General features: G+C 63.0%; 20 protein-coding genes. 7 read left to right on the top strand and 13 right to left on the bottom strand.

Annotation, left to right across the window (positions count from 1 at the left end; all coding sequences use genetic code 11):
- Nucleotides 1-10: 10 nt before the first annotated feature.
- The 4 genes from ACPPVP_RS07395 to ACPPVP_RS07380 form a co-directional block, all read right to left on the bottom strand.
- Nucleotides 11-988 carry a DUF3592 domain-containing protein gene (locus ACPPVP_RS07395; protein ID WP_426532709.1) on the bottom strand — a complete coding sequence of 326 codons (978 nt, stop codon included), beginning with the start codon at nt 986-988 and terminating at the stop codon, nt 11-13.
- Nucleotides 989-1,059: 71 nt separating this feature from the next.
- Entirely contained in the window at nt 1,060-1,677 is a 618-nt protein-coding gene (locus ACPPVP_RS07390) for a LysE family translocator (RefSeq protein ID WP_426532707.1), read from the bottom strand.
- 221 nt (nt 1,678-1,898) lie between these two features.
- Nucleotides 1,899-2,441 (bottom strand): hypothetical protein, encoded by a 543-nt coding sequence (locus tag ACPPVP_RS07385; RefSeq protein ID WP_426532705.1) that lies wholly within the window; start codon nt 2,439-2,441, stop codon nt 1,899-1,901.
- Nucleotides 2,442-2,452: 11 nt separating this feature from the next.
- Complete coding sequence (locus ACPPVP_RS07380) at nt 2,453-3,898, bottom strand: LVIVD repeat-containing protein (RefSeq protein WP_426532703.1); 1,446 nt, start codon at nt 3,896-3,898, stop codon at nt 2,453-2,455.
- A 118-nt stretch (nt 3,899-4,016) separates the two neighbouring features.
- Here ACPPVP_RS07380 and ACPPVP_RS07375 point away from each other — a divergent pair, with 118 nt between their 5' ends.
- From ACPPVP_RS07375 to ACPPVP_RS07360, 4 genes are all read left to right on the top strand, one after another.
- A complete protein-coding gene (locus ACPPVP_RS07375; protein ID WP_426532701.1) occupies nt 4,017-4,331 on the top strand; it encodes an ArsR/SmtB family transcription factor in 315 nt (104 codons plus the stop codon).
- Nucleotides 4,324-4,794, top strand: coding sequence for an SRPBCC family protein (locus ACPPVP_RS07370; RefSeq protein ID WP_426532699.1), 471 nt, complete (start codon nt 4,324-4,326; stop codon nt 4,792-4,794). Before ACPPVP_RS07375 ends, ACPPVP_RS07370 begins: the two co-directional genes overlap by 8 nt.
- Nucleotides 4,795-4,820: 26 nt before the next feature.
- Complete coding sequence (locus ACPPVP_RS07365) at nt 4,821-5,333, top strand: SRPBCC family protein (RefSeq protein WP_426537709.1); 513 nt, start codon at nt 4,821-4,823, stop codon at nt 5,331-5,333.
- 631 nt (nt 5,334-5,964) lie between these two features.
- Nucleotides 5,965-8,190 carry an ATP-binding protein gene (locus ACPPVP_RS07360; protein WP_426532697.1) on the top strand — a complete coding sequence of 742 codons (2,226 nt, stop codon included), beginning with the start codon at nt 5,965-5,967 and terminating at the stop codon, nt 8,188-8,190.
- Nucleotides 8,191-8,310: 120 nt separating this feature from the next.
- Here the strand turns inward: ACPPVP_RS07360 and ACPPVP_RS07355 are convergent, their stop codons facing one another.
- The 8 genes from ACPPVP_RS07355 to folE all read right to left on the bottom strand — a co-directional run bounded on the left by ACPPVP_RS07355 (nt 8,311) and on the right by folE (nt 16,081).
- Nucleotides 8,311-9,090, bottom strand: coding sequence for a DUF2189 domain-containing protein (locus ACPPVP_RS07355; protein ID WP_426532695.1), 780 nt, complete (start codon nt 9,088-9,090; stop codon nt 8,311-8,313).
- A 267-nt stretch (nt 9,091-9,357) separates the two neighbouring features.
- Nucleotides 9,358-9,795, bottom strand: coding sequence for a hypothetical protein (locus ACPPVP_RS07350; RefSeq protein WP_426532693.1), 438 nt, complete (start codon nt 9,793-9,795; stop codon nt 9,358-9,360).
- A gap of 2 nt (nt 9,796-9,797) precedes the next feature.
- Nucleotides 9,798-10,166, bottom strand: coding sequence for a hypothetical protein (locus tag ACPPVP_RS07345; RefSeq protein WP_426532691.1), 369 nt, complete (start codon nt 10,164-10,166; stop codon nt 9,798-9,800).
- Between the two features lie 81 nt (nt 10,167-10,247).
- Nucleotides 10,248-10,718: a MarR family winged helix-turn-helix transcriptional regulator gene (locus ACPPVP_RS07340; RefSeq protein WP_426532689.1), complete on the bottom strand. Its 471-nt coding sequence runs from the start codon at nt 10,716-10,718 to the stop codon at nt 10,248-10,250.
- Nucleotides 10,719-10,736: 18 nt separating this feature from the next.
- Nucleotides 10,737-12,347, bottom strand: a complete 1,611-nt coding sequence (locus ACPPVP_RS07335) for an acyl-CoA synthetase (protein WP_426532687.1) — start codon at nt 12,345-12,347, stop codon at nt 10,737-10,739.
- Nucleotides 12,348-12,467: 120 nt separating this feature from the next.
- Nucleotides 12,468-13,661: an NADH:flavin oxidoreductase/NADH oxidase gene (locus ACPPVP_RS07330; RefSeq protein WP_426532685.1), complete on the bottom strand. Its 1,194-nt coding sequence runs from the start codon at nt 13,659-13,661 to the stop codon at nt 12,468-12,470.
- Between the two features lie 239 nt (nt 13,662-13,900).
- Nucleotides 13,901-15,427, bottom strand: coding sequence for an FAD-dependent oxidoreductase (locus ACPPVP_RS07325; protein ID WP_426532683.1), 1,527 nt, complete (start codon nt 15,425-15,427; stop codon nt 13,901-13,903).
- A gap of 36 nt (nt 15,428-15,463) precedes the next feature.
- Nucleotides 15,464-16,081 carry a GTP cyclohydrolase I FolE gene (gene folE / locus ACPPVP_RS07320; RefSeq protein ID WP_426532681.1) on the bottom strand — a complete coding sequence of 206 codons (618 nt, stop codon included), beginning with the start codon at nt 16,079-16,081 and terminating at the stop codon, nt 15,464-15,466.
- A gap of 289 nt (nt 16,082-16,370) precedes the next feature.
- On the opposite strand from folE, the gene ACPPVP_RS07315 reads away from it, so the two are divergent.
- The 3 genes from ACPPVP_RS07315 (at nt 16,371) to ACPPVP_RS07305 (ending at nt 18,046) form a co-directional block, all read left to right on the top strand.
- On the top strand, nt 16,371-17,102 hold the full coding sequence (locus ACPPVP_RS07315) for a protein-L-isoaspartate(D-aspartate) O-methyltransferase (RefSeq protein WP_426532679.1): 732 nt from the start codon (nt 16,371-16,373) through the stop codon (nt 17,100-17,102).
- Nucleotides 17,103-17,362: 260 nt separating this feature from the next.
- A complete protein-coding gene (locus ACPPVP_RS07310) occupies nt 17,363-17,701 on the top strand; it encodes a hypothetical protein (protein ID WP_426532677.1) in 339 nt (112 codons plus the stop codon).
- 105 nt (nt 17,702-17,806) lie between these two features.
- Nucleotides 17,807-18,046, top strand: coding sequence for a hypothetical protein (locus ACPPVP_RS07305; RefSeq protein WP_426532676.1), 240 nt, complete (start codon nt 17,807-17,809; stop codon nt 18,044-18,046).
- Nucleotides 18,047-18,113: 67 nt separating this feature from the next.
- On the opposite strand, the gene ACPPVP_RS07300 is transcribed toward ACPPVP_RS07305, so the two are convergent.
- Nucleotides 18,114-18,569 (bottom strand): GatB/YqeY domain-containing protein, encoded by a 456-nt coding sequence (locus ACPPVP_RS07300; RefSeq protein WP_426532674.1) that lies wholly within the window; start codon nt 18,567-18,569, stop codon nt 18,114-18,116.
- Between the last annotated feature and the right edge of the window lie 221 nt (nt 18,570-18,790).

Genomic DNA, 18,790 nt, shown 5'->3' with positions numbered 1-18,790 from the left:
GCGTGTACACTTAACCATGCACCGCCGCATAATACGCCACGCCCCAGACAAATGCGACAGAGGCCCACAGTATCCAGATTTGGCTCGTGCGAGGCTCCAGCACGGCTTCCGACGGATTAAGCGGATTGACGTAAACTTTTACTTTGGCGCCGGTGGGATATTTTCGGGCGAAGCGCTCCACCAGGCCCCTCGATGTCGACGAGACCTTGCCGCCGAGGCTGGCGTGCTGGCTGACATAATCGATGCCGTTGAAGCGATAGGCGAAGGAAACCTTGGACTGGAACGTGAGCTGGCTGCGCTCCGTGGGCTCCGACGGCGCGGACATGAATTGTTCAAGGCCCGATGACTTGATGGTGCCGGGCACGACCGGCCATTTCCTCGCCAGCGAAGCTTGCCGGTGCAGCGCCAACCCGAACAGCGCAATCAGAAATCCAAACGCGCTCATGGCGACGACGAACGGCGACACTTTGGAATTCGCGAGGTGCTTCGATGCGAATTCGGTCAGCTGATGCAGGCCGATCGCTGAGCCGAACACGATCGCCAGCACGATGGCCGTGCCGATGCCGAGGCAGCCCCACATGCCCTTCGGCAGGTCGCGCTCCAGCACCGCCTGGTCCGGATGCAGTGGATTGTAGTAGACGGTGACGGCGGCGCCGACCGGATATTTCGCGATGGTCTCGGCGACCTCGAAATTTCCGCGATCCTCGCCGATGCTGACACGGTTGTTGCGCAGCTTGCGGCCGGCGACGGAATATTCGTAGACGATGTCGGCGAAGTTGCGTTCCTCGAAGCGATGCCCCTCTGCCCGGTCGCTGTCGATCACCTTGACCTTGCGAACCTCGGTCTTCGAGACCACCACCTTGCCAGCCGTCGAAGGCCACTCGCGTGCGGCGCGCACCTGCAGCGACTTGTAGGCGGCGGCAACGAGGAGCAGCCCGAGCGGGGCGAGCAATATCGCATAGACGAACCACGGCAGATCGGGCAGCACGGCTTGTCCCCCAGAGACGGCTTGCGGTTAGACGCGCCGCCACCGCCGCAGGTTCATCAGCGCGCGCGGATTTACTTTGCCCGCATCAGCGCCAGCCAGACCCCGCCGCCGATCATGAAGCCGCCGGAGATGCGCGACACCAGCCGCGTCCGCTGCTTGGAGAAGAACAGCCGCGCCCGGCCGGCCAGCAGCGCATAGACCGCATCGGTCGAGGCGGCGATCACCATGAAGGTGATGCCGAGCAGCGCCACCTGCGGGAGGTGGGGCTTCTCCATGTCCATGAATTGCGGAATGAAGGCGCCGAAGAACACCAGGATCTTCGGGTTCGAAAGCAGCACCAGCAATCCCTGCAGGAAGAAGCCGCCGCGCGGCGGAGCCGGCGGTTCATCCGTGTTGACGCCTTCGACCGGCGAGCGGATCAGCTTGACGCCGAGCCAGATCAGATAGGCCGCGCCGGCAAAGCGCACCCAATCGAACCAGTAGCCCATGGTCGCCATCAGCGAGGTCAGGCCGACTGCGACGACGCCGATCACGATGGCGAGGCCGGTTTGCGCACCGGCGCAGTTGATCAGCGCCGCACGGGTACCGTGCCGGAGGCCGTTGGCGATCAGCAGCGTGACCACCGGACCCGGCAACAGCGCCAGCGCAATGCAGGCGGCAACAAAGGCGAGATAGGCTTGAAGGGACATGGGAGGTTCCGGTGGGAGGGCGGTTACGTCCATTATGCATGTGAGGGCAGCGGATGGAAGCTGGGGCTCTGACTCCCTCGCCCCGCTCTTGCGGGGAGAGGGTTGGGGTGAGGGGCTCTCCCCGCGAGTACTGAAGCCTGCTGATAGACCTGTACCCCCGCACCCGCCGCGCAAGAGCGCGGCGACCTCTCCCCGCAAGCGGGGCGAGGTTGAAGGAACCGCTACCGCCCTTCCATCGCGGCCATCGCCCAGCGCGTCATTTCGCGGCGCGCCAGAAAATCCAGCGCCGCACGCCGCAGCTGGGGCGCGTCAGCCTTGCCGTGCACGACCGCGACGAGGAGGTCGCAGCGGCGCGAGACCGCGACGCCGATCGCCGCGTGCTGCGCGCGATCGGGCATTTTGAGGTCATAGGACCGGATTCGTCCGGGCATATCGGCGATCGCAACGACATCGCCCGGTGCGCGCGGCGTAAAATGCTCGCTCAGCAGATCGAGGTCGGCGACGCGATCGACCTCATCGTCGTCGGCGACACCGCGGTCGCAATTGCAGAAACCTATCTTGGGCCGCACGTAAAGCTCGGCCTCGCCGCCACATGTGGCCGCGCCGCAACGGAAGGCTTTGCCCGCGGGCCAGCCATCGCGGGGAAACGGCCAGGCGATCTCCTGCCACGCTTCTTCCTGGCGCGTTCCAGCATGCTGGTAGGCCGCGGCGCCCGACAGCGCGCCGAGCAGCACAATAGCTGACGCCATCAGCGGCCAGCGCATCGCTCAAGTCCTCATTGTATGCCGGCGACGGCGCGCGCCGGGCCGGTCAGTTCCAGAATGTGCAATCCCGTATTGGCGCGATCGACGATATAGATGTAGCCGCGCTCATCGGTCTCGACATTGTTGGTCTGGATCGCGACCTTGCAGCGATCCTGCTCGCCGATCTTGACGCAGCGCTTGTCGGTCGCCGCCGTGATCGCCGGAATGAAATACCCGACCTCAGTGGGATGATAGGGATCGCGAATGTCGAGCGCGCGCACGCCGGCATTGAAGAAGGCGATGAACGCCATCTTCTTGTAGAAGACTGGCGCCATGCTCTCATTGGAGGAATGCGACCCGAACCGCCCGCCCCGTTCGCAGAACGACCCGCTCGCCTCCGGCACCGTGTAACTGGAGATCATCATCGGGCGATTTTCCACCGTGACGTCAGCAAACCACACCATCTGCCGCGGTTCGTTGCATTCGTTCAGGATCGCCTCATCGACGATCATGACGATGTCGCGATTCTTGCCGTCCTTGTCCCTGGCAAATTCCGCGATCGGCATCCCCAGCATAGGGAACGTCGTATGCGCGCCGTTCATCGCCGACATCGGCATCCGCGAAATTTCGGGCAGCCTCAGATTATCGGGCGTCGGCTCCTTGGGGCCGTTGAGCAGCTTCTCGCGATCGACGATCTGCAGGAAGCCGCCCTTGTTGGTGCCGTAGCCGAAATAGACCCGGTTGCCGGAAGGCCCGGCCGAGATCGGCCCGTGCAGTTCGGTCGGCACTGCGCCGGTCGAGCCGGGCTCCTGCCCGGGCAGGCCGAAGTCGCGGATCTTTTGCGGATGCGCGGGATCGCTGAGATCGTAGATTTGCGTCATGCGGCGCGTGCGCCAGTCCGGCGCGCCCGACACCAGAAAGGCAATGCCGGTGTCGCATTCCCACCAGTTCTTGTGCGTGTCCTTCAGTCCGGCAATCCGCGTGATCAACACGGGATTGGCGGGATCGGCGACGTTCCAGATCTCGTGCGCCTCGCCACCAAAGGTCCTGAGCATGTAGACCGCGTTGCGATCGCCCTTCGGCAAGGCCTTGCCGTCGCAGATCCGCACCATCTGCGCGCCGCCCGATTCATACTTGCCTTCCTGGCCCGGAAGGTGGCGCAAATATTTCGGCTGCGAGGGATCGGTGACGTCGACGATCGACGTGCCGTTCGGTTCGGCCTTGCCGGTCTGCGGGTTGACGGGCGCCGGAATATCGTCGCTGCCGCCGTGATGGCCGATATAGGCGATCCAGCGGTCGCCCTGATGATGGATGGTCGGCTGGTAGCCGCTGCGCGCCTGCAGGTCGCTGGTTCCAACCAGCTTCATGTTGCGCGCTTCCGGCGGCGCGCCGATCACTTGTTGCTGCGCACAAGCGATGCCTGAGCTTGCGAGAAAAAGAATCGAAAACGAGGCTGCGAGTTTAAAGCGACCGCTCATGTTCCACCCCGACTGTTCAAGGCCAATCTTCGTTGGCTGAGCGCACCATAACACAGCCGTCGGCTGCGCCCAACATGCTCCCTTGACATGCAACCTTTTGGTTGCCTATTATCCCGCCATGGATGAGGTCTTCAAAGCGCTTGCCGATGCATCGCGGCGCTCGCTGCTGGACAGGCTTCACGTGAGAGGCGGACAGACGCTGAACGAACTCTGCGACGGCCTCGCCATGACGCGGCAGGCGGTCACAAAGCACCTTGGGATTCTCGAAGCGGCCAATCTCGTCACCACGCTCCGGCATGGCCGCGAGAAGCTGCACTACATCAATCCGGTTCCGATCCATCAGATCGGCGAACGCTGGATCAGGAAATTCGAGCGCGGGAAACTTGCCGCGCTCAGCGAGTTGAAACGGCAGTTGGAGAAGCGTGATGAGTAAGCCCGAATTCGTCTATGTCACTTATATCGAGACCACGCCGGAGAAATTGTGGGAGGCGCTGACCAACGTCGAGTTCAGCAAGCGCTACTGGTTCGGCACCGAAGTGAAGTCGGACTGGAAGGTCGGTTCGCCCTTTGCGCTGGTCACCGACGGCAAGACCACCGATACCGGCCAGATCCTCGAAGCCGATCGCCCACGGCGCCTTTCCTACACGTTCAAGCATGAGCTGTACGAGGCCATGCGCGAGCCCGCCACGAAGGTCGCCTTCACGATCGAGCCCTATGGCAATCTCGTGAAGCTGACGGTGACCCACGAAGGCTTCGTCGAGGGCAGCAAGCTGGTCGGCGCTATCTCGACGGGATGGCCGGCGATCCTGTCCGGCCTGAAAAGCATGCTTGAAACCGGAAAGCCGCTTGCGATCCCGCGGGCCGCGCTCGGCAAAGAAGAACTCACCCGGTCATGAAGATCTATCGAAGGACCAGCCCCGACGTGAAGATCGACCAGTTCAAGCCCGCGATCGTCTACACGATCTACATCGCCGCCCCGCCCGAGAAGGTGTGGCAGGCGCTGACGACGGCCGAGTTCAGCCGGCAGTATTTTTCCGGCTTTGCGATCGAGACCGACCTCAAGATCGGCGGCGCCTTCATCGCCCGCGCGCCTGATGGCGCGGTGCATATCAGCGGCGAGGTGATCGAATGCGATCCGCCGAAGAAGTTGACCGTCACCTGGAATGTCAATTGGCCAGCGCTGGTGGAAAAGCTCGGCCCGACGCTCGTCACTTACGAGATTGAGCAGGCCGGCGACGCCGTGAAGCTGACGATGTTGCAGTCGCACGACCGCGAGATCAGCGACGATATCCTCTCCGGCGGCCGCGCCGGTTGGCCCGCGATCCTCTCGAGCCTGAAGAGCCTGCTGGAGACCGGCCAGGCGCTTGCGATCAAGATGGCGCCGCCGCAACGCATGCTGGCCGCGCTGAAGGAAATGGGGATCGGGACGCCGTAGCCGCTCGAATACAGCTAGCCGTTGCAGCGGGCCATCAAGTCCGCTGCCGGTTTCGGTGAAATGCCGCAACGCCTAACGGCAGACGTATCTGCCGTTCACCAAGACGCGCACGCAACCCGCGACAGCACCGCCTACCACCGCTCCACCGACGACCGCCCGTCGCGTCGTCCGGCGTGCAACGCCGGCGACGCTTACAGGTGTCAACGGTCGTCCCACCCGCGCCTGTGCGCTTTCGACCGAGTAAGAAAGACCTTCGCTCGTCCAATCGATTGAACCGGACACGCCGCACACGACGACGGCGGCAGCCAACATTGCTCGCTTCAGACTGACCTTCTTCATTACGATCTCCCATTTTACGCTTCTCTCGCCTTGGCGGCTTAACGGACCGACCCTTCCTACCCTTGACCTGTATCAAGGCTTTCGCTGCTGCGGGCTGCACCACTGGCCAAGGGATAAGCTCCCGCTGATCCCAAAAGCGGAATCGAGGGCATTCCGGCAAAAACCATTCCGAACCAGCGCCCCGGCCGGGTCGCAGCGCGCATTCCGATTGTCCTATGGACTGACCGCCCGCAGGTGCCGCACATTATATGATCGATGAAAATGCCCGATTCGAGCACGGAACGACGCACCGATGAGCCTGCGCACCCGGCTATTGATACTGGTTATCGCCGCGATGCTGGTGCCGGCGATCCTGGTGGGACTGCGCTTCGTCCAGAACCGCACGAGCGATATCAACGCCGCACTGTCCAATCTGTCGGCGACCGCCAACGATATCCTGGGCGATCTCGATGAGAAAATTCAGGGCACGGCCCAGCTTCACTATGGCCTCGCCCGCGCCCGCGATCTCGACACCAGCGACAAGACGGCCTGTTCGAACTTCCTGTCGGCCGTGCGCGAAGAATACACGCAATTCACCGGCATATTGACCATCACGCCGGACGGAGGCCTGTTCTGTGACTCGCTGCGAACCAACCGGACCCTCGATCTCAGGGATCGTGCTTACTTCAAGCAGGCCCTGGTGGTGCACGGCGTCGTTACGCTCGAGCCCGTGTTCGGCCGGCTGACGGGGCTCTCGGTGTTGCAGATCGCCTATCCTGTTCGCGCGGAATCCGGCGAGCTGAAATTCATCCTGCTCGCATCGTTCAATCTGAACAAATTTGCCGATTATCACGAGAAGCGCTCGGCCAACGGCAACGAGATTCTGCTTGCCGACCGCAAAGGCATGGTGCTCGTTTCACCCCATGGAAAAGGCTGGCCAGGACCGGGCGCTTCGATGGCGGATTCGGAGCTGTTCCGGTTTGCCGCCTCAGCGAATCGCGAGCCCTTCCGCGAGGTGACCGGACCGGATGGCCGAACCCAGGTCTGGGCAGTTGCCCGCTCGCCTTCGGCCCGCGACGCCGGACTCCATATCCTGGTCGGACGGTCCAAGGATGGTCTGGTCGCCGCGGCCAACCGCCGTCTTTACGAGGACCTGGCGATGCTTGCGGTGGCCTCGCTGCTGCTGCTCGCGGGCGTCTGGGTTTTGGCGACTATGGGCATCGGCCGTCAGGTCGGACGGCTGGCGTCGATGGCGACGAAGCTCGGGCTCGGCGATCTCAGCGCGCGAATTCCCACGCCCCATCCGCGGGGCGAACTCGGCGGACTGATGACGCTGCTCAACGGCACCGCCGAGTCGCTCGAGCGCCAGCGCGCCGCGATCGATGAGCTCAACCAGAAACTCACCCAGTCCCAGAAGATGGAGGCGATGGGTCAGCTCACCGGCGGCGTCGCGCATGATTTCAACAATCTGCTAACCGTCATTCTCGGCAACGCGGAGCACCTCGCCGAGAAGCTGGCGGCACACAAGGAACTGCACAGCATTGCCGAAAGCATCGCGACCGCCGCCGAACGCGGATCGGACCTGACGCGGAGCCTGCTCGCGTTCGCGCGCAAGCAGCCATTGATGCCGCGCGACATCGACATCGGCCAGAAAATCATTGGCATGGAGCAATTGCTGCGCCGGACGCTCGGCGAACATATCGAGTGCGAATTTCGGCTTGATGAAAACCTGTGGCAGGCCAGCGTCGATCCCGGCCAGCTGGCCTCTGCTTTGCTCAATCTGGTGCTCAATGCGCGCGACGCCATGCCGTCAGGCGGCAAGCTGACAGTCGAGGTGCAAAACACCTCGCTCGGTGAGTCCGACGTCGACGTCAACGGCCAGGCGCAGCCGGGCGATTATGTCATGGTCGCCGTGACCGATACCGGCACCGGCATGACGGCGGAAGTCGCCGGCCGCGCCTTCGAGCCGTTCTTCACCACCAAGGAGGTCGGCAAGGGCACCGGCCTCGGCCTGAGCATGGTCTACGGATTCGCCCAGCAATCCGGCGGCTCGATGCAGATCCGCTCCGAACCGGGACACGGCACCGCCGTCAGGCTGTTCTTCCCCCGTGTCGCAACGTCCCAGGCGAGCGCCGCGCCATCCGCCGGTCAGGCGGCCAAGCCCACCGGCAGCGAAACCGTTCTCGTTGTCGAGGACGACGACATGGTGCGCGGTTACGTCGAAGGCGAATTGAAGGCGCTGGGCTATCGCGTCATCGTTACGCGCGATGCGCCCGGGGCACTCGCAATATTGCGTGGGCCGGAGAAGATCCACCTCCTGTTCACCGATGTCGTGATGCCGGGCGGCATGTTCGGCACCGAGCTTGCGAAGGAGGCCGCCCGCCTGCGGCCAGACTTGAAGATCCTGCTGACGTCAGGCCATACCGAGCATCCGGTCGACGCGATCGACGGCGGCGGCCGCGAAGTGCGGATCCTGAACAAGCCGTACCGACGGCACGATCTGGCGGCGACGCTGCGTTCGGTCCTGAAGGCGGGCTGATCGAAGCGTTTAGCAAATCGTAGGGTGGGCAAAGGCGCGCTTGCGCCGTGCCCACCATCTATCCAACCGTTGCCTTGAACGGTGGGCACGCTGCGCTTTGCCCACCCTACGATATAGCATCTAGCCCGGCACCGGCGCGATGATCCGGCGGTAGAGGTGCCATGTGGTGTGGCCGAGCACCGGCAGTGTCACCACGAGGCCGAGGAAGTACGGCATTGCCGAGACCGCGAGCAGGATCACGATGAGCGCCGCCCAGCCGATCATCGGCAGCGGGCTCGTCACCACAGCGCGGACGCTGGTGATCATCGCGGTCACGAAATCGACCTCGCGGTCGAGCAACAGCGGAAATGACACCACGGTCAGCGAAAACAGGATCAGCGACAGCGCGGCGCCGACGGCGTTGCCGATAGCGAGAAACAGCAGCCCCTCATTGGTGGTGAGCACCACCGTGATGAACTCATGCAGGCTGGAGAACGAGGCGTTGAGCCCGAGCAGCAGCGCGATCAGCAGCCGCACCTGGTACATCCAGATCACGAACACGAACAGCGTGACGAACGCCATCCAGCCGATCTCGCTGCGCGTCCGCAACGTCGCCCAGATCGCGCCAACCGAAACCGGCTGTCCCGCTTCGCGCCGGCGGCTCACTTCGTAAAGGCCTGTGGCGACGAACGGGCCGATCATCGCAAAACCGGCGGCGAGCGGATAGGCCAGATAGACCATGCCGAACGCGGTCAGGCAGAGCACGATCGCAATCCCGCCGGCGGCATAGAACGCGCCGAAGGCGAGCCCGTAAAGCGGCACCGCTTGAAAATCCCGCAATCCCAGGCTCAGTGCCTCCGCAATATCAGCCGCCGCAATGCGCCGCACCACCGGGTCGGCCTTGCCGGAAACCGATGCCATGCTTCCCTCCAATTGGTTTGAAACGCATTGGGACAGGCTGGCGCGGTGTGTGTGTTGATCTTGGTCAAGGTCAGCGCGGCGAATGTCCACTCTTTGGTCGTCCCTGCGAACGCAGGGACCCATACTCCGCGGCGATTGTTGCTGGAAACACAAGATAACGATCGGCGTGCAAAGCAATTTCCGCCGGTGGTTATGGGTCCCTGCGAACGCAGGGACGACGGTGAGAGCTGCCTATGCCAGCCCTCGAGCTCACGGCGCAATGCGCCGTCAGGAACCCAACATCACCGCCACGGCCAGATTGGCCACGAACAGCGTTGCGTCGATGACGAAGATCCTGAGCATCGGTCCCCTCAACACCGGCCAATAGGCAACCCCGACCCGCCCTCCACGCATGAGGACCGGCAGATTATAGGCAAACTGGCTGAAGTGACACGCGGCGAAAAACACGAACAGCGCGACTTGCGCTTCAAGCGCCTGGAAGAAGGCCGGTCGCGCCGCCAACAGATAGAACGACAGCAGGCCGATCGGCAGATTGATCCCGCCGAGAAAGGCCACGCTGGCCGACAAGGTCGGAGCGATCGGATTTCCGCGCTCCTCCCGCGGCACCAGGATCTTCAGCGTGTTGCCCTGGGCGATGCTGAACTGGATGAAGGCCCCGCCAAACCAGAGCGTGTTGAGGAGCAGGATAAAGTCCGAGAACCGCATGGCTATTTTCCGTAGAACGCTTCGCTGCGCACCACGCGGCCGGCGTGGTCGAAATCCATGAACTCGCTGGCGCGGGCTTCGCCCAACTGCCACCACACCGTCAGGCGCGCGATCGCGGCGTCCCAGCTCCAGTTCAGAATTTTCAGGTCCGCGCTCGCGACGTGGCCATACGCCCGCCTCCAATAGGCGCGGATGTTCTCGGCGCCCGCCACCACGGGAGAGCCGGTCAATTTGAGCGCCAGGGGGCTGCGCATCTCGGCTTCCGCGGCAAAGTGCGAGACGACGGCATCGATATCGACCTTGCACCAGTTGGCGCACCACGTCTCGACAAAGCGTCCAGCCGCCGCCCTGTCCATCGCCTGCACGCCCATGCCTCGGCCCTCCCCGATCAATCTGCCGGAGCGTGACACGCTGCATCCCTCATGTCAACTATATTGACCTTAGATGAATCGTCAGTTGTTGTCGGCGATAACTTCCATCACCGTCATCCATGCCGCGGCGCCGGACTTGCCGACACGGTCGAACGCCGCGCGCAGCACCTTGCGCTCATATTCAGACGCCCGCGCTTCGACGCGTTGTCCTTCCGGCGTCAGGCGCAGCAATTTGGAGCGATGCTGCTCGACCGATCGCCTGGATGTCAGCAGGTCACGTTGCAGCAACAGGCTGAGCGGCCGGTTCAAGGCCTGCTTGGAAATGCCGAGCACCTCGATCAGCGCGCCGATCGAGATGTCGGGCTGTCGCGCGACGACATAGAGAATGCGGTGATGCGGGCGCGACAGGCCAAGCGTCGCAAGATACTGGTCGGCCATCAGCGTCATGCCGCGCCAGCCGTAATACATGAGCTCAAGCGCGGCGTCCAAATCGTGGAGCTTCGTGAGCGAGACGCGATGCAAGCCCGCAGCGCGCTTGGCAGTTTTTTTCATTTGCCCCTCGAACCAATGCTACCCCAGCGCCCGCAATTCCCGCCGCAGCACCTTCCCCGTCGCCGTCATCGGCAGCGTGTCGGCGAACTGCACGAAGCGCGGATATTCGTGGGCAGCAAGCTGCACTTTGACGAACTCCTGGATCTCGCGCGCCAGTTCATCGCTCGCCGCAAAGCCCGGGCGCAGCACGATCCACGCCTTGATCGACTCGGTGCGGATCGGATCGGGAATGCCGACCACCGCCGACATCGCCACCGCCGGATGCTTCATCAGCGTATGCTCGATTTCGGAGGGGCCGACGCGATAGCCGGCGGTGGTAATGACGTCGTCCTCGCGGCTGACGTACCAGAAATAACCGTCCTCATCCTGCACGCCGAGATCCCCGGTCAGCAAGAATTCGCCGGCGTATTTTTTGGCGGTCGCGTCCGGATTCTTCCAGTATTCGATCATCGTGCACGGGCACGGCTGACGCACGCCGATGATGCCGCGCTCGCCCTTCGGCAACTCCTCGCCTTTGTCGTTGACGATGCGGACGTCGAAGCCCGGCGTCGCCCTGCCCATCGAACCGGGGCGAATCGGAAACAGATTCGAATTGCTGCCGATTACGAGGTTGCATTCGGTCTGGCCGAACACTTCATGTGCATCGATGCCAAAGGTTTCACGCACCCACCCCAGCAGCTCGCCACCGAGAGATTCACCGCCCGTAAAAATGCTGCGCAGTTTTACACCGGGATTTTTGACGCCGGCCTGCCGCATCAGTTTCAGTGCGGTCGGGGGCAGGAATGTGTTGCGGATGGAAAGTCCAGCCATCATCGCCATCGCCGCCTGCGGCTCGAATTTGCGCGCGCGGTGGCCGACCAGCGGAATGCCGTGATACCAGAACGCAAACAGGGCGTTGATCAGCCCGCCGATCCAGGCCCAGTCGGCCGGCGTCCACATCAGGTCGCCGGGCCGGGGCAGGAAGTTGTGGCACATCTCGACATTCGGCAGATGGCCGAGCACCACGCGATGGGCGTGCAGCGCGCCCTTTGGATTTCCCGTGGTGCCCGAAGTGTAGATGATCAAAGCGGGGTCGTCGCAGGAGGTGTCGACGGTCGTAAAATCCGGCGATGCCGCTTTCAGGGAAGACCAGAACGGTTTTGTCCCGGCTGGCGCCTTGCCGCCAATGACATAGACGTTCTTCAGCGCGGGAAGGCGATCGCGGATTTTTGCGAGCTTGTCCCAGCCAGATTCATCGGTGACGATGGCCTTGGCTTCCGAATTCGACAGGCGGAATTCCAGTGCGTCCTCGCCGAACAGCGCAAACAGCGGGATCGAGATCATGGCTGAACGAAATGCCGCGAGATGCGCGATCGGCAATTCAAGGGACTGCGACAGAAACACCGCGACGCGGTCGCCGCGCGAGAGCCCATCAGCCTTCAGAACGTTGGCGAAACGGCGCGACTGCTCGGCGACCTCGTCGAACGAGGTGCGCGTGGTGGCGCCGTCCTCATCGACGTAAACGAGCGCGAGCCGGCCGGTGCCGTCGGCATAACGATCGCAGCACGCGGTCGCCATATTGAAACGAGCGGGAACCTCCCAGCGAAAGTTACGGTAGAGCTCGTCGTACGTGGCGGCTTCGGTGAGCATGGCGTTTGTCGTTTCCGTCCCTCGTCGTGGCCTGACTTGATCCGGCCACCTCGTTTTTGCTTTTGCTTGATTTTAAAGACGTGGATGCCCGGGACAAGCCCGGGCATGACAGCGAGAAATTTATCTCTGCGTGACGGCCCCTACCGGCGTAGCGAACCCTTCCATGGTTCGAATTCGCTTCTCGAGCCACCAGCCATATTCCCCCGCCCAGTCCTCGAACTTCCGGTTGATCCCGAGATCATGGGCCCAGTGATGTGCGATGTTGGGGTTGAACTGGGATTGCCGCCCGACCGCGATCAGGTCGGCCTGCCCGTTCTGCAGGATCGCTTCCGCCTGCTGCGCTTCCAGGATGATGCCGACTGCCATCGACGCGATGCCCACCTCGTTGCGGACACGTTCGGCGTAGGGCACCTGGAAGCCGAGACCACGCGGCACTTGCGCCGCCGTCGCCGAGCCTGAAATGCCGCCGGAGGAACAGTCGATCACGTCGACGCCGCGGGCCTTCAACTCCCGGGCAAACACCACGGTGTCGTCCATGTTCCAGCCGTCCTTTGCCCCGTCGACCGACGAGACGCGCACGAACAGCGGCATGCCATCCGGCATCTCGCGCCGCACCGCTTCGACGATATCGAGCGGCAGACGCATGCGCCCCTTACGGTCGCCGCCATATTCGTCATTGCGCGTGTTGGAAATAGGCGAGAGAAACGAGGCGAGCAGATAGCCGTGCGCGGTGTGGACCTCGATCGCATCAAACCCGGCAGCAACCGCGTTACGGGCAGCCCTCGCCCAGGTGCCGACCATCGCCCGGCACTCCTCGGTAGTGAGCTGGCGCGGGGTCAGCCATCCATCCGCAACGGGCTCGCTGGTCGGCCCCACCGGCTGCCACAGCCTGGCACCGGCCTTGATCTGCTCCGGCGTCAGCGGCCCCATGCCGTCCATCGCGCGCTGCGAGGACGATTTGCGGCCGCCGTGCGCGAGCTGAATGCCGATCGCGGTGTTCTCGCCCTTCATGAAGGCGATCAGCGGCTTGAAGCTCTCCACTTGCGCATCGTTCCAGATGCCGAGGTCATGCTCGTTGATCAGGCCGACCTCTTCGACCCCGGTTGCCTCGACAAACACCATCCCGAATCCGCCGAGCGCATAGCGACCGAGATGCACGTTGTGAAAGATGCCGCAGGTGCTGCCGGGCCCGGCGCGATAGTGCACCATCGGCGGAACCACCAGGCGGTTCTTCAGCGTCAGGTCGCGGATCTTGAACGGCTGAAACAACAGGGGTCGTGTAGCATCAACATTTCCGGCGACCGAAGCTGACATGAAATTTGTCCGTCGAATGAGGTGCAGAACTCACGCAAACAATTCCCCATTTCAGCCAACAGGTCCAGTAGCCCCCGTGATGAGCAATAGCCAGCGAATGCATGCCTGCGACGCCGGCGTGCGGTCCATCGAATGGCCGGCGAACTCAGCCCGTCAGCGCTGCCTTCGGCAGGCCGCCGACAATGGCGTGGATGCCCGGCACCAACCCGGGCATGACGAAGACAGACGTTTTGCTTGACCTAAGGAGACCGGGCCCTCTCCATCGCGAGCTCCGCCTCGAGGCTTGCGACATCGCGATAGATGGAGGCAACGGCGAGCACGCGGCCGTTGCGCTTGTATTGCAGCAGGCAATCCTTTCCGGCGATGTCGCCGTCGACAACGATTTCGTCCCACTTCTCGGCGTGGCCGACATAATTGATCGGCACATCGTAATGCTGGCTCCAGAAGAACGGCACGGCATGGAAAGGCTCGCGCTGACCGAGCATGTTGCGCGCGGCGGTCTGGCCCTGGCGTTCGGCCACCACCCAATGTTCGACACGAATGGTCTCAAGGGAATGCGGATCGGGCCAGCGCGCGATATCGCCCGCCGCATAGATGCCGGGCACGCTGGTTTCCAGATAGGCGTTGACGGTGACACCGCGATCGATCGCGAGCCCCGCTTTCTCCGCCAATCCAAGTCGCGGGCGCACGCCGACGCCGACCACCACGATATCGGCCTCGATCGCGCCGCCGCTTTTCAACGTCGTGCGCTTGCCGTCGATCGCGGTCACGGTGTCGCCGAGATGGAAAATGACGCCGTGCTCTTCATGCAAGGCGCGGACGAAGTCGCCCATCTCAGGTCCCAGCACGCGTTCCATCGGCCGCTGCTCGAGGCCAACGACGTGGACCTCGACGTCTCTCGCGCGCAACGACGCTGCGGCCTCGAGCCCGATAAAGCTCGCACCGATTACGACCGCGCGCCGTGCGCCATCGGCCAACGCAATGATGGCGCGGGAATCGGCCAGCGAGCGCAGCACGTGAACATGCGGCTGGTCCGCGCCCGGTATCGGCAGCCGCACCGGCTCCGCGCCGGTCGCCAGCAGCAACCGGTCGTAGGGGATGGTCTCGCCGTCAGCCGTGACGACATGGCGCGCGTTGGTGTCGATTGACGTGACCTCGGTGGTGAGCCGCAGGTCGATCTTCGCCTCAGCGTAGAAATCATCCGGCCGCAGCGGCAGCCAGTCCTCCGGCGCGCTGCCGGCGAGATAGTCTTTTGACAGGTTTGGCCGGTCTACCGGCGCTGCAGCCTCATGGCTCAGCATCACGATGCTGCCGCGGTAATCCTGTCGCCGCAGCATCTCGGCGGCGGCAAAGCCCGCCGCGCCGCCGCCGACAATCACGATCCTGCCGGGCGCATCGATGGCGCCCTTCATCCGCGGCTTCGGCTGTTCACGCTTTTCCCGAACGAAGACGCGGCCATCTTCAAGCTCGACCTGCCAGACCGCCACCGGACTGAGCGCCGGCGCCCTTGTGGCTTCCCCGGTGCGCAAATCGAAACAGGCGTGATGCCAGGGACAACGGATGCCCCCGCCGGTCACGAGGCCTTCGGCGAGCGGCCCGTGATAATGGCTGCAATGCGCGCCGATCGCAAAAATCTCCGAACCCGAACGTACCAGCAGCACTTCATCGTCGCCGACGTGGCCGAGCAGCATCTCGCCCGCGAATTCGGACAGGGTTATGCCCTTTGACAGATCGGGCCCGGCGGGCGGCGCTTGCTGATCGGCCATGTCTTCCTCCGCTGTGTTGCGCCGCTCTCGTCGGCGCTATGTCGCCATTCCCAAAAATTCCTGACGGGTCAGCGCGTTGTCGCGAAAACAGCCCAACATGCGACTGGTCACGAGGTCGGTGTCCGGCTTGTGCACGCCGCGGGTCGTCATGCAGTGGTGCGACGCCTTTATAATGACGCCGACCCCCTGCGGTTCCAGGACGTCATTGATGGTGTTGGCGATCTGCGCCGTCATCTTTTCCTGAATCTGCAGGCGCTTGGCATAGACGTCGACGACGCGCGCCAGCTTGCTGATACCGACCACGCGGCCATTTGGAATGTAGGCCACCCAGGCCTGGCCGATGATCGGCGCCATGTGGTGTTCGCAATGGCTCTCAAAACGGATGCCGCGCAGCACGATCATCTCGTCATAGCCCTCGATCTCTTCGAAGGTCTTCTCCAGGATCTCAACGGGATTCTGACTATAGCCCGAAAAGAATTCCTCGAACGAGCGCGTCACACGCGCCGGCGTCTCACGCAGGCCGTCCCTATCAGGATCTTCGCCGGTCCATCGGATGATGGTGCGAACCGCCGACTCGACCTCGGCCCTGCTTGGCCGCTGGATCTCGGACAGCGACGCTCTTGCGCGATCCAGCGCATGTACGTTCGGATTCATTGAGATGCCTTTCCACGACGATTGCCAAGGGAGCTTGAACCCATTGGATGTCACGTCGGCGGAAAGGTTCCCGATGGCGGGCGGCCTTCCGCTTCAGCCGCGGCAATGTGTGCCGAGGGGGCGGCTTACCGGTCAGGTGCAGGCATGGTATCAAGACTTGCTGGAGGACCGCCTGAACGCATTGCGGTCATTCGCTGGACGCCGTGTTTCGCTTGAACGGCTGATCGGTCGAATCCTCTCGCTGCGCTCAAGCGGTCGCCGCTAAACGTGGACCGGCGGGAGCAAAATCATGAAGACCTTGCTGCTGGTGCTTTCCATGGTTGCCGGCGCGCGGGATGCGACCGCGCAGGAGGACGCACAATGCGTCCGCGAACGCGCCGCCATGGTCGAAACCATCAAGGACTATGCCCGGTCCCATGCCGTCGTTTCGGGACAGCAGGGTTTTTCGGAGCGGGTCCTTGAGGCCATTGGGCAAACGAAACGCCATCTGTTCATTCCCGCGCGATCCTGCTCGATTGCGTACGCGGACATGCCGGTTCCGATCGGCCGCGGCCAGACCATATCGCAGCCGTTCATCGTGGCCTTGATGACCCAGTTGGCCGAGGTCGCGCCCGATCATGTCGTGCTCGAAGTCGGCACGGGTTCGGGCTATCAGGCCGCCGTCCTTGCGCACCTGGCGCGGAAGGTCTGCACCATCGAGATCATCCCGCCATTGGCCGAGGCCGCCGCGAAAACACTCAAAGACCTCGGGTATGACAATGTAACCGTCAGGCTGGGTGACGGCTATGCTGGCTGGCCCGAGTGCGGTCCTTTTGACGCCATCGTCGTGACCGCCGCGCTCGGGCAGGTACCGCCGCCGCTGATCGAGCAGCTCAAAGTGAGTGGTCGGCTCGTCATGCCTGTGGGAGCCGAATACGGCACCCAACATCTCACGGTCGTCGAGAAGATCGCCCCTGACAAGACGACAACTCGCGCCGTCGCCCCCGTGCGCTTCGTGCCCTTCACGCGTTCACAACATTAAAAGCCAATTGACGTGCAGTCCTTGAGCAGCGCTTGTCCCGTAGTCCCGCCGCCGAATTACCCGACACTGTCAGCGGTTTGCTCGGATCCGTTGGGCTAATCCGGCCTGTGTGCTATGGTTGTACCGGCTGATGGGCAGGCCGGCATTGCTCTTGGACGAGCCCACCAACGGTCGAGCTCGACTTCAATTCCGAAGGCATCGGCTCCGGCACTTCAGCGGCCTGGCCATAACCTGACACCCGCATCAATGCCGAGGTTCAAATGTCCAAACTTCGAATAAGATCGGCTCTCATGGTCAGCGCAGTTCTCGCTTTGAGTTCAACCTGGGCTCATGCCGGCCCGTGTAAGGCCGCGATTGCAGAGTTCGAAGCTGCTATTCGCCAATCAGCTGGCAATCCGATGGCAGGATTGATGGCGCCTCAGTCGACAGCGGCGCAACTGGACCGGCAGCCCACGGTCGCTTCCGTAAAACGGGAACAAGCGCAGCTCAGATCGCAATTCGCGGTGACCATGGCACGCGCCAAGCGGCTTGACGCCGCAGGTGACTTGGAAGGCTGCACCGAGGCCCTTAACGCGGCCAAGCGACTGTATATTCTGTGATCTCTTCAATAGGCCAATAGAACGCACGCGTGAGAGGCTGCCATCCCGGTTCACATGTAATGGAACCGTAGCGTCACGGTAAAATAGTTCCCCGGAGGTGTTTCCATGACAAAGACACGCATGCTGGCGATACTGTGCATCCTTGAAGTCGCATTCGCGACGACAGCGTTCGGCAAGAGCAGACATTACGCTGCTCCGCCTGCCCAGGACGCCACTCAAGTCAAGCGCGTGCCGATCTGGAGTGGAAGCGGCTTTATCTTGAGACAGGATCTGTTCGATCGGCAGAACCCGAACAACATCAAGTCGGATTGGCCTGCTCCACCGGCTCAACCGGGCCAATTCTAGCGCACGATCCGGCAAGCCGCGAACGCAGCACGAGAGCTCACAGCTGCCCTACCTCAATTGGGCGAGCCTAAGACGACAGCGTCGCCTTCACCATGCCGCTGGCTTTACCAAAATCCATTTGCCCGGCGAATCTTGCGCGCAGCACGCCGATCACCTTGCCCATGTCCTTCATGCCGGCGGCGCCGGTCTCCGCGATCGCGGCCGCGATCGAGGCTTTCATCTCGTCCTCCGACATCTGCTTCGGCAGATAGGCCGAGATGATCGCGATCTCCTCGCGCTCCTGCGCAGCGAGTTCGGCGCGGCCGCCCTTGTCGTAGAGCTCGACCGATTCCTGGCGCTGCTTGATCATTTTCTGAAATACGCCGAGCAGATCGGCGTCCGACAGCGGCGGCTTGCCCTGCCCGCGCGCGTCGATGTCGGCGTTCTTGATGGTTGAATTGACCATGCGTAGCGTGGAGAGCTTGCGCTCTTCCTTGGCCTTCATGGCCTCCTTGACCGCGTTGTTGATGTCGTCGCGCAGCATGGTTGCCTCATTAAATGGTGCCGCCGGAAGGGCCTTGGTCTATCGGAAGATTCCGCGTCTATATAGGGGCTGCACGCGCCACGCCACTGGCGCGCGCCCGCGGACGGGCAGACCAGTCGGAATGGGAGGCGTCGGCCTCGGAATTGGTTAAGCCGAGCCGGGCCGATTCGGGCCGATTTGGCCAAAAAGCGCTGACGCGGCGCAACCGACTGTCAAATATG

Origin of the sequence: Bradyrhizobium sp. McL0615, from assembly GCF_049993905.1 — a bacterium.
Classification (GTDB): domain Bacteria; phylum Pseudomonadota; class Alphaproteobacteria; order Rhizobiales; family Xanthobacteraceae; genus Bradyrhizobium.
This window is presented reverse-complemented; position numbering and strand designations above follow the sequence as displayed.